This window comes from Nostoc sp. CENA543 (assembly GCF_002896875.1).
Lineage (GTDB): Bacteria > Cyanobacteriota > Cyanobacteriia > Cyanobacteriales > Nostocaceae > Trichormus.
The window spans coordinates 4,908,183-4,920,032 of the sequence record NZ_CP023278.1; the positions used below are offsets into that span (position 1 = coordinate 4,908,183).

Consider the following 11,850-nt stretch of genomic DNA (forward strand, 5'->3'; position numbering starts at 1 on the left):
GGTATTTAGTATTTTGTACTCATTACTCATTACTCATTACTCACTACTCAGCACTCAACTGCCATAGTCTAATCGTTTTGTCCCGGCTGCCACTAGCTATTAGTTGTGCAACTTGGCTGACGGCAACCGTGGATACTGAGTCTACATGACCTAATAGAGTAGTTATCTGTTGTGTTGTGTTGACTTGCCAAAGTTTGATGGTTTTGTCCCAACTAGCACTAATGAGTGTTGTGCTATCGGTGGTGAAAGCTAAGGCGACTACTGCCCAAGAATGACCTAATAATGTGTCAATTAGCTGACCAGTGTTGACATCCCACAATTTAATGGTGTTATCATCGCTGCCTGTAGCCAGAATTTTACCATCTGGGCTGAAGGCGATCGCTAAAACCGCCCGTGTATGACCTGAGATTGTTTCTAACAAGTCATAGCATTGGCGGTTTTTCAATTGCCATAGGCGAATTGTTCTGTCAAAGCTAGCACTAGCTAAAAGTCTGCCGTCAGGACTAAAGGCGACTGCACTCACCTGTAACTGATGTCCTATGAGGTGACAGATTTCTTGCCCTGTGTTCACATCCCACAGTTTGATTTGCTTGTCCCAACTCCCACTCGCCAAAATCTGTCCGTCGGGACTAAATGCGACTGATTTGACGCTGTTTTTATGTCCTGTGAGGGTGTAAATTACTTGTGATGTAGGTAAGTGCCATAGTTTAATACTGTGGTCATCGCTAGCGGTGGCTAAAATTTCCCCGTTGGGACTGAAAACCAGCGATGTCAAGCTTTGGGAATGTCCTGATAAGGTATTGACGACTTTTTTTGTCTCTAAGTCCCATAATTTAATTGTTTTGCTCTCGCCACCACTAGCTAAAATTTTGCCGTCAGGACTTATGGCAAGGGTGTTAACACCACTACTACCTGTGAAAGTATAAGTACATTGCCACGGTGTAGAGAATTTTTGACTTTGGAGAGAATATTGAGATGTGTTATTCATCCCCATTGCTAACATGACCGCATCGGCTGAGTGATAACGTTGGGTAATGGTTTTAGAGATGAGTTTATCAAGAATTTTGCCGAGGCGATCGCTAATTTTTGTAGTCAGGTATTGTCGCCACACCCAGCAATCATTAGCAATGTCAAATAAATCAAAGGGTGGAATTTGAGTTAAAAGATAAATACAAGTCACACCCAAACTATAAAGGTCACTGGCAAATACTGGTTTACCTTGAATTTGTTCTGGTGCAGCATATTCAGGATTACCAGTAATGTTGTGATTGGTGTTAATTTCTGAGACGATTTGAGTATTCGCAAAATCGACTAAGGTAAAATTTCCTGAGTTAGTGCGGATGATATTTTGGGGTTTGATGTCACAGTGAATCAGATGGCGATCGCTCATCAACTGCAAGACTGGTAATATCTCTTGTAAAAGCTGCCAAATTTGCCTCTCATTAAAACTACCTTCATCTGCCAATACTTGCTCTAAATTCGACCCACGAATCAATTCTTGTACTAAATAAAAGTAACCATCTTCCTGAAAATGTGCCAATAAATTTGGAATTAGTGAATATTCTCCTATTGCTTGAATTAACTGTGCCTTTTCTGCAAAAGATTGGTATGTGTAATTAACACTGCTTATTTTCTGAACTATACAAGGCATTTGGGGTGATTTGCCCTCATCTACAGCCACATAAGTTTGGCAAAATCCCCCTTTACCAATTAAATTAATTAAACAATAGCGGTTTTGTAAAATATTCAACCCACCAAAACCCTTAATTAACTATATTATTCATGTAATTAGAATAGGGTAAATAATTAAATAGTTTGTAGTGAGAACTTTAGTTCTCAAAAAGGACTAAAGTCCTTACTACGAACTCAATCGTATAACTTTCGCATAAAATTATTACACTGCCCAATGCCCAACGCCCAATGCCCCATTCCCAATTAATTATTTACCAATTTAATACTATTTGTTGAACTTCTGCCAAATCTAAATAATCATAAACAAAAGCCTTCCGTAGAAGCGGATACGGAATAAATTCGTCATATTTTTGCATTTGTGGTGCTTCCGCATCACTCACCAAAGCTTCAGGAATAATTTTCTGCTCACATAAACCCATAATTTCTTGACGGACATCTTTAAATTTATTTTTCCCTAACTTCATAGTCAAATAATAAGGATTTACACCACCAATACTGCTAATTTCCAACGACTCACGACAGAAATTATTAATTAATCTGACTAAAGTCCGATAACCTACTGTCCCCATCCAAGGAAAAATACAGCATTTACCATTATCTAACCTGACGATATTCTGCTTATCTAATCCAGCCTGCCTCACTAGCTGACGCACTGTCTGTAAACGTTGGTGAGCATTATTTTGCAAATAACTATACTCTACATCTTCTAATAATACTTGCCGCATTCTTTGCGAAACTTTAGTGTGAATCGTCCCTCCACCACCACGCCAATAACTAGTAGCTTTACCCTCTACCTGCTTCACCGCAATATTTCTTTTCTTAAAATCTATTTCCAATACTTCCCAAGTTCTCCCAGCTAACCCAAACTGACTACCAACAGGAGGAGGTATGACAATACTACCAATAGCTGTAGACCCTTGTTTCACACTATATTCTTGATTATCAGCAAACACAGCATAAAATTGAAACTTACCCACTATTTTTTCTGCTGCTACACCCAAAATTAATTTACCCTGCTCAGTGCGCTGAATATGACCAATATCAATTAAATACAGCAGCAATAATTTATAATCTTCCTGAGAAATTGCCTGGAATGGTGGTAAATTTAAAACCTGTTTAGCTAATGCAGCCGGTGAAATTTCCTCTGTTGCTACTAAAACACTCATTGTCTGGTGATATAACAAACTCAAAGGATATTGAATTGGCTTAATTGGTTCAATCCAACGTTCTTCTAAATAAAGTTGAATAATAGCAATACATTGCAAGAGTTGCCAAGGAATTTGTTCTGGTAAAGAAGCATCTTTTGATAGTTCATCTTCAGCACAAATAAAGCGCATATCAGCAGCTTCTCCCCTTCTGCCTGCCCGTCCTAAACGCTGTAAGAAACTAGCTACAGAAAGCGGTGATTCTAACTGAATAACGCGCTCTAAATGACCAATATCTATCCCTAATTCTAAAGTCAGAGTAGCCGCAGTCACAGCCGGTTGATGAGGTTCGCGCATGGCATTTTCTGCCACCTGCCGCAAACTAGCAGAAATACTACCATGATGTACATGATAGATATCAGGTAATGCTTGATTCGCCGCCATTTCTCTCAACGAAGCAATAATTGATTCTGTTTGAGTGCGATTATTAGCAAAGATTAAACATTTACGAGATTGAGTTAAATTAAAAATATATTCCTCATAATCTGCTTGATCATCTTCCTCATTATTAATATAAAAATGTTCCAAAGCTAATTTGATTTGGCGTTTACCTGTTGCAACGTGCGGTGTAATCACTTGTTTATCAGTTCCAGAACGTAACCAGTCCTCAGCCATTGAATAATCACCAAGAGTAGCTGATAAACCAATGCGGCGTGGTTGTGTTTGGGCGAAGTTTGCTAAACGCTGTAATTGACAAATAATTTGACAACCACGTTCAGTCCCCATAAAAGCATGAATTTCATCAATAACAACAAACCTCAAATCACCAAATAAACGTGGTAAATCCTTATATTTATTTACTAATAAACTCTCTAAAGATTCCGGCGTAATTTGTAAAATTCCTTGCGGATTTTGTAGTAGCTTATTTTTGCGACTTTGCGCCACATCCCCATGCCAATGATAAACAGGTATATCGGCGGATTTTAGTAAATCATTGAGCCTTTCAAATTGGTCATTAATTAAAGCCTTAATAGGGCCGATATATAATGCACCTATAGTTTTACTAGGATGATTATGTAAAACAGTTAAAACAGGTAAAAAAGCCGCTTCTGTTTTCCCTGCGGCTGTAGCGGCGGCAATTAATAAGTGAGCATCAGTGTCAAATATTACTTGACAAGCTGCTATTTGCACTGGTCGTAATTCCGTCCAGTTGTGATGATAAATATATTCTTGAATAAAAGGTGCAAGTCGATTAAAAGCATCACTCATGTCTGTTCATCAAAAGTATTTCCAGTGACATGATATGCTAAGGTCTTAAGGCGCAAGTTTTGATGTGCTTAATAAAAAAACAAGATATTGGTTAAGACTAACATTTTCTTTCTCTGCTGCTTCTGCTAAACGTCGATGTAGAGATTTGGGCATCCGCAACAGTAGTTTACCACTATAGTTTTCATCAGTGCTAGGTAGAGGAATTTCGTCTCCAGTTTCGTAAGCTGTTTCAATCCACAATTCCCTAGCTTCATTAATATTATTAATTGTTTCTTCCAAAGTCTCACCTTGGGTAAGACATCCTGGTAAATCTTTAATTTGAGCTACATATCCTCCCTCTACATCAGGATAAAGTGTTACAGGATACTGAAGATTTAAATAATGTTCTAAAGATAATTTCTCAATCTGCTTGTTCTGTACCTTCAGTGTTTTCATCGCTCCACTCTTCTAGATTTAATAACTCAATTATTTGCTGGATATAGACTCCTTTAACTTTTTGTCCACTTTTTTTAGGTATGGTTAAAATTCTCCCTTGAGAGTCTCGAAAACTATGATGACTACCTTTAGACCGTTTCTCCTCAAAACCAAAAGCTTCTAAAAGGTAACGAACTTCTTCAAACCTTACCTCTGGCGGACGTTTAAGAAACTGCTCAACTAATTTTTTTAACTTGCTCATTGGAGCATAGTATCATATATGATATCACAGTTTTTATAGCAATGATGGGGATAAAAATAGTAACGCAACACCTAAAGCTTTCGGTAGTTCACGTCACTACAAATTTAAGTTTCACTTAATTTATATAATTTTGCGTTCTTCTGCGTTCACCTCTGCGCCACTTCGCGTTTAAAAACCAAAAGAGACTACAAACTAAACTCTGCGGCGTTATCTTCATTAACACCTGAGTTCTTACCCACAGCAGTAGGGTGAAATTGAGAACCATGAATTAATTCGCTAAATCTGATTTTGGAATTGTGGTGTAGGATATTCAACACACTAATAAAATCTCGAATAATTTCCCCTGGTGTGAGTAATGCTTCTGCACCTAAGCGGTTAACAATTTCTTGAGTAAATTCTTTTAACTCACGACTAGTTAAAGTCTTATCATAATTAAAATGAGTAGAATGAATCTCTGTTAAGCGTTGCAATAAAGTGAGAATTTCTGTTTCACTCAAAGGATTTAATCGGATAACTGGCCCCAAAAATTCCTGAACATCTACTTGGGTAGCAAAACGACTTTCTTTAGTGCGTCTGCGCCAAGCTTGGTCTGCAAATAAACCTCGGTTGGGGTCTTCTAAAAATTTGGTTGTTCCGCCAATAAAAATACCTAAGTTTTCCGCTTTACACTGCATGGTGTCATTAAACATTCCTAGCAGTCGGTTATAGTTCTTTTCGCGAGTTACTGTAGTGGAAATCTGATATATATTGACCGCTTCATCAATTAAAATTAATAGCCCTTTATAGCCAATCTCAGCCACAAATTTTGCTAAAAGTTTGACGTAATCAAACCAGCTATCGTCATCAATAATAACGCGGACTCCTAAAGCGGCTTTTGCTTCAATTTTGGTGTTAAATTCTCCTCTTAACCAACGCAGTGCGGCGTTTTTTAAGTCATCATTATCTAAGCGATAACCACGCCAATAGGAAATAATAACTGTACCAAAATCAAAACCGTGGACTAAATCTTCTATATACTGAACAACTTCCCGAATTTTGGCTTCTACTTGGTCATCAAACCCTTCATCATGGGGATGTAAGTTAGTTTCTTTTGCTACTTCTTGTTGGATTTTATTAATCCACCCTTCTAATATTGAAACTAATGCTCCCCCATCAGGACGCGTTTTTGTAGAGAGATGACTCATTAATTCTCGATAGGTAGCCAAGCCTTCATTGTTGCTTCCTGCTAGGCGACGTTCTGTAGATAAATCAGCATCAGCAACCACAAAACCTTGCTCAATAGCACGGTTGCGGATCATTTGCAGCATGAAGCTTTTACCAGAACCGTAGTTACCAATTATAAACCGAAATGCGGCGACACCTTCAGCAATATCATCAAGGTTTTGTAATAGGCTTTTAAGTTCTTTTTCTCGACCAACTGCTATGTGTTCAACTCCGACTCTGGGAACTACTCCCGCACCGAGAGAATTAATTAATGCAGTTGAAGTTTTTTTCGAGAGTTTGAGCTTTGCCATGTACTTTACTGTATTTGGATGTCAATGCCTATAATAACGATTATTTTACAACGTGTGATTGAACAAGGCAAAAGTAAAAAGTTAAAAGGCAAAATGCAGAAAAATAAAAATAAGTTGTGGTGTGTCTTAATTCTAGAGTAAATTTTGTAATTTTTTACTTTTTAATTTGATGAGGCGTGTCTAGCCATGAGGTTTTCATACAGGTCGATCATTTGGGTGACATGATGGATATATTCTGGATAAATTTCTAGTTTATCTCCTGTGGTATCAATGATTAATTCACCGATGACATCAGTAGCTAGTTCATTTATAGCGTCAATTAATATATTAGGCATGGTAATATTAGATTCGGCAATTTTTTTAATCGTCGGGTAGGGGTCTTCTTGTTCGACTATAGCTTTTAATACTTGGAATTCATGTCCTGGTAGTTGATTAAAAAATCTGTCCCATATTTCGGGTAAGTTATCGGATGTTTCTCCTGTTTCCAGTAGATCTGCAAAGGGAAATATTTCAATATTATCCTCTTGTGAATTTTCAGAGATGGGTTCTTGATTAAATGTTTCTATTTGCTGGAGTAGTTCCCAAACTTGATTTTGTAATAAGTCTCGTTCTTGTTGCAGTAGGGAAATTTCATTTTTTAATTGCTGTAATTGCTCTTGTTGTTGGAACTTTTGAGATTGTAAGGAATTGATGCTGGCTGTGACATCATCTTTCTCAATTGTTGTGGCTTGTAGTAACTGATTTTGCTGATTTTTTTCTGACTCTAATTTTTGGATTTCTAAGCGCAATTCATAAAGCTTTTCTTCTAGCTGCGGTTTAATTCTACCGAGTAGTGTGATATTACTGTCTATTTCTTGTTTTTCTTGTCTGAGTTCTTGAATGTGGGTTTGCAACTGGTTAATTTCTGCGTGAAAGGCATTGTAATTAGATTCTAGGCGGCGTTTTTCTGAGATGAGTGCTGATATGGAATGCTGTAAATCCGACTGATTTTTTTCTAAATTTTGAATCTCGGTTTTTAGGTTAGAGACTTCTGTTTCTATTTGCTTTCTTTGGGAAGCAAAGTTACCTAATTCTCGGTGTAAACTATCTCTTTGGTTACGACATTCGAGAATGTGATTTTGTAGTTGCTTGGTTTCGTTGTAAAGTAAATTACGATGGGCTTCTATTTGCTCAATTTCTTTAACTACGCGAAATTTTAATCCCTCTGTTTCTTTAATGCGTTTGCGAAAGGAAGCTAAAACTAGCAGTTCATGGGTTCTGCGTCGCTTATCGACAAATAAGGCTGCGGCATAGGTCGCAACTACGGTAATTGCCCCTGTGAGGAAAGCTTGGTTAAAATCCCATTTGGGGACTAGACTCAGACCAAAGCTGACACTAAAGGCAACGATACCTAATATAAATCGATTGCTGAACATGGATGACTGCATATGGCTGGGTTGGGGATCGGGGACTGGGGACTGGGGATTAGGGACTGGGGATTAGGGATTGGGTTTACTCAAGATTTAGGATTTAGCATTGGCTAACGCCGCGCTATGCTGACAGCACTTTGAAGGCGGGTAGGTGATGGTAGAAGGGGATAAATTCTCAATCTTGGTTTTCTGGATTTCCTCCCAAAAGTGATAGTTCTGCTTTGAGAAAATCGATAAATTGTCTTGCTGTTCTTCCAGAACGTCCATTATGGCGTGTAGCCCATTGTAAGGCTTGAAATTCTAAATCCTGCTGGGGGATGTCAATTCCGGATTGTGTGGCAAGATGTTGAATAATTTGTAAATATGTCGTTTGATCGGCGGATTCAAAGGTTAAGGTTAAGCCAAAGCGATCGCTAAAGGAAAGTTTCTCTTGCATGGTATCCCAAGCATGGACTTCTTCGTTTTGTTTGGGTGTTGGTCTATCGGCGAAGAATTCCCGAATGAGATGACGACGGTTAGATGTAGCATACACAACTACGTTTTGTGGTCTAGCTGTTAAGTTCCCTTCTAGCACTACCTTTAAAGCTTTAAATGCGTCATCGTCTTCTTCAAAGGATAAATCATCGACAAAGATGATAAATTTCTGGGGCAAGTCGCGCAAATGTTCGACAATGGTGGGTAAATCCTGCAATTGTGATTTTGTCACTTCTAATAAACGCAGGTGGCGATGACTATATTCATTTAACAAGGCTTTAACTAAGGAAGATTTACCTGCACCACGAGTCCCATAAAGTAATACGTGCAGTGCGGCTTCTCCAGCTAATAAAAATTCTGTATTTTTAATTAAGGTATCTTTTTGTGACTCATACCCGACTAGGTAATGTAACTTCACGGGATCAGGGTGAGGAATGCCGATAAATTCACCTGCTTGCCAACGCAAAGCGCGATATTGGGCAAATAAGCCTGTACCACATTGGCGATAGTGATTTGCTAAGTCTTCTACTAATTCTGCCCAATTATCACAATGGTGCAGAGACGATGCTAAACCTGTTGTGGTTGCTTCTGGTTCAACGTACCACACCACAGGAGACACCGCTAAATGCCCTACACCTTGTACCCATTCACTCAAAATCGCACTACTGCATTCATACAAACTCTGTAATATTTGTAAATCATGCTGGGCGGCGACGACTAAAGCTTGGGGTAAGTCCTCAAAATCTCGTTTTTGGGCGAGTTGAGTGAAGGGATTTTCCGCCATGAGAATTTGAGTGATGAGGTAGTCTTCCCAAGTTTGCTGTTGATTTGCAAGGGCGTGAAAATAACTACCATAGGCTTGCAAACAACCTCTTGCATCAGCATCGGTGTAGCGAATGGCTTGTAACAACTCCAAAAAGGCAATTCCTACTTCATCTTGCAGGACTGATTGATAAAGTAAAAGTGACGCGGCTTGGCGTTGGAGGAGTTGAACCTGGGCATAGGAAGAAGAACTTGCCGTGGGCATAGCTGAATTATCCGTCAATCAAAGGAATTCAAAATTCAAAATGAAGAACTGAGCATTTTTAAGGATGACTGTATATAGATTAAATGTAGAACAGCTTAATTTAGCTTATGGTTAATTTTCTGCTGGACTGAGTAGCAAAGGCAAAATCTACATAGGGGTTAACCATGAATTCAAGTATAATTGCTGCGATCGCCTATGGTGTGTTGGCGATTATTGGTGGCATTATTGGTTACTTTCAAGCTCATAGTCAAGTTTCTCTCTTCAGTGGTTTAGTTAGCGGTTTTATACTACTTTTAGCTGCCTACTTACAATTACAAGGACAAGCCTGGGCTTTGATTCTAGCAACTTGTGTTACGGCTGTTTTAGTTGTTTTCTTTGCTTTGAGACTAGCTAAAACACGTAAATTCATGCCAGCAGGCCTCATGACTATTTTAGGGATGTTGGCACTGACAGTTATGGTAAATCAACTTGTGACTGTCAGGTAGCAATTGTTGACATTGTTATAGTACATCCATATTGGTTTACGAGACAATTATGGGGCATCGGGCATTGGGCATGGAAGAGGAATTGGTGCAGGGTGCAAGGGGGAGAAAAATTTCCCCATTTCTCCCTGCCCCCTGCCCCCCTGCCTTCTTTCGTCTCCCAATCCCCAATTTTGTATTCAAAGTAACCATTTACACTCACTGCAACTGGATGATTTATATCTTTCAGGAAAAATATCCGGTTGTAGTAACTTCACGGTGATAGATGAAAATAATACTCTGCCTCTGGTAGAGAAGCAAAGTGAACCTTCTGCGGCGAAATACCTTTTTGAAAGACACAACTAATATTGTTGACTGACATCTACCTAGAGACAGTTTTTGTAGTAGATGATGGCTCAATTACATAATACTGATAAAGTTGAAAATATATAAATAAATATTTTTGAGGATTTATTATAAATAAAATATTTATGTAAAACAGAATACAAAAAATACATAAGTATAAAGTATACTTTGATGAGTAACACAATAATTTATCCTTGATTTTCAGGTCTATCAGACTTGAAGCAGCCAAAAATAACTATTGCTATCTATGTAATATTTATTACTAGCTTGAGATAATTTTTTATCAGAAAATATCGTTTGCAACTCAATTAATTCAAGAGAATACTATCTATTTATTTCTAGCTATCAGTTTGTTTTGTATAAAGATTTAGTAGGGAAAACATTAAAAATTAAAGTAAAAATAAAGCGAATTATTGCCATTTTGGCAGGTGATAAACTCACAAATAAGATATTAATGGAATAGATTGAAAAAGATTGATATATAAATACTTGTTGTTATCTACCATAGTTGCTGAAGTAAAAGTCAGCCTGATATTTAGAGATTTACGGCGGTTTTACTAACTAGGAAATTATATTATGTTATCACCACTTTATTCTCGTAATGTTATCCGGTATCTACAAGATAAAGGTCTGTGTAGCTTATTAAATAACAGTTTCGAGACTGTGAGAGAACTAAAAGCTAATCAGAAGAATTGTAATTTAGTGGTGAATTTAGAGGATAATATTCAACTCCTAGTCAAGCAAGAAAAAAATATTACAAGTGATGGAACTCCCCACGAATTATTTAATGAATGGTTGTTTCAACAACTGCTGCAACAATTCCCCGTCTTAGGTAATATTTCTGCGATCGCGCCCTTAGTGCTACATTTTGATGAAGAAAATTCCATCCTAGTGCGTAGTTATCTCAGCGAATACCTAGATTTAAGTAACTTTTATCAACAAAACAATATTTTCCCCGTAGAAATAGCCTCAGCAATTGGCACAACATTAGCAGCCCTCCATCGCGCTACTTTCCAACGCAAGGAATACCACGATTTTATGGCGACTGCCCCCGCAGGACAATTTCGCTATAGCTTTTACAACCCCGCCCAAGGAATAGATTCCATTACACCAGAAATTTTTGGTCAAGTTAACAGCCAATCATTACAGTTTTATACACTTTATCAACGTTATGAAAGTTTAGAAGCAGCTATTGCTGATTTAGCCTATGAATGGAATCCTTGCTGTTTGACGCACAATGATTTGCACCTGCACAATGTTCTTATTCATTCCCGATGGAATCAATTAGATAACTGCTTAATCAGATTAATTGATTGGGAAGCTTGCGGATGGGGAGATCCCGCCTTTGATTTGGGTAATATCATAGCTAGTTATTTAAAACTTTGGCTTTATAGCTTAGTGATAGACCCAACTTTACAATTAGAAGAATCTCTACAATTAGCCATTACTCCTTTAGAGGATATCCAACCATCATTGGTAGCTTTATTACAAGCTTATCTTGATGCCTTCCCGATGATTTTGGAATATAGTAGTGATTTTTTAATCAGGGTTATGAAATTTACCGGATTAGCATTAATTCACCAAATTCAAGACAGTATTCATAATTGCCGCAACTTTGATAATTCTGATATTTATAAGTTAGAGCTAGCTAAAAATATTCTAACTATGCCCGAAAAATCTATAGTTAGCATCTTGGGAACTCAGGAATCAGAAATTATCAGTTCCGTAACCAAGATGAACGAAGTCACTCAACCAGAAAAAGAGAAGCAATTAGTACGGTTATATTACGAAAAAACTCGGTTGCGTGGTTGCTAAGG

At 37.9% G+C, this 11,850-nt stretch carries 9 protein-coding genes; 2 read left to right on the forward strand and 7 right to left on the reverse strand.

The window, feature by feature from the left end; all coding sequences use genetic code 11:
- Nucleotides 1–43 precede the first annotated feature (43 nt).
- The 7 genes from CLI64_RS20455 to CLI64_RS20485 form a co-directional block, all read right to left on the reverse strand.
- On the reverse strand, nucleotides 44–1,750 hold the full coding sequence (locus tag CLI64_RS20455) for a serine/threonine-protein kinase (RefSeq protein ID WP_225977402.1): 1,707 nt from the start codon (nucleotides 1,748–1,750) through the stop codon (nucleotides 44–46).
- Nucleotides 1,751–1,943: 193 nt separating this feature from the next.
- Nucleotides 1,944–4,106 (reverse strand): DEAD/DEAH box helicase, encoded by a 2,163-nt coding sequence (locus tag CLI64_RS20460; RefSeq protein WP_103138926.1) that lies wholly within the window; start codon nucleotides 4,104–4,106, stop codon nucleotides 1,944–1,946.
- Nucleotides 4,107–4,151: 45 nt separating this feature from the next.
- Complete coding sequence (locus tag CLI64_RS20465) at nucleotides 4,152–4,541, reverse strand: type II toxin-antitoxin system HicB family antitoxin (protein ID WP_103138927.1); 390 nt, start codon at nucleotides 4,539–4,541, stop codon at nucleotides 4,152–4,154.
- A complete protein-coding gene (locus CLI64_RS20470; RefSeq protein ID WP_103138928.1) occupies nucleotides 4,507–4,782 on the reverse strand; it encodes a type II toxin-antitoxin system HicA family toxin in 276 nt (91 codons plus the stop codon). Before CLI64_RS20470 ends, CLI64_RS20465 begins: the two co-directional genes overlap by 35 nt.
- Before the next feature lie 185 nt (nucleotides 4,783–4,967).
- Complete coding sequence (locus tag CLI64_RS20475; RefSeq protein WP_103138929.1) at nucleotides 4,968–6,296, reverse strand: ATP-binding protein; 1,329 nt, start codon at nucleotides 6,294–6,296, stop codon at nucleotides 4,968–4,970.
- A 161-nt stretch (nucleotides 6,297–6,457) separates the two neighbouring features.
- Nucleotides 6,458–7,723: a tellurite resistance TerB C-terminal domain-containing protein gene (locus tag CLI64_RS20480; protein ID WP_103138930.1), complete on the reverse strand. Its 1,266-nt coding sequence runs from the start codon at nucleotides 7,721–7,723 to the stop codon at nucleotides 6,458–6,460.
- Nucleotides 7,724–7,880: 157 nt separating this feature from the next.
- The gene (locus CLI64_RS20485; RefSeq protein ID WP_103138931.1) at nucleotides 7,881–9,206 is read right to left on the reverse strand and encodes an ATP-binding protein; all 1,326 of its coding nucleotides are present in this window, start codon (nucleotides 9,204–9,206) and stop codon (nucleotides 7,881–7,883) included.
- A 164-nt stretch (nucleotides 9,207–9,370) separates the two neighbouring features.
- On the opposite strand from CLI64_RS20485, the gene CLI64_RS20490 reads away from it, so the two are divergent.
- Both CLI64_RS20490 and CLI64_RS20495 read left to right on the forward strand, forming a co-directional pair.
- On the forward strand, nucleotides 9,371–9,691 hold the full coding sequence (locus CLI64_RS20490; RefSeq protein WP_103138932.1) for a TMEM14 family protein: 321 nt from the start codon (nucleotides 9,371–9,373) through the stop codon (nucleotides 9,689–9,691).
- A 918-nt stretch (nucleotides 9,692–10,609) separates the two neighbouring features.
- Nucleotides 10,610–11,848: a phosphotransferase family protein gene (locus CLI64_RS20495; RefSeq protein WP_103138933.1), complete on the forward strand. Its 1,239-nt coding sequence runs from the start codon at nucleotides 10,610–10,612 to the stop codon at nucleotides 11,846–11,848.
- The last annotated feature ends 2 nt before the right edge of the window (nucleotides 11,849–11,850 follow it).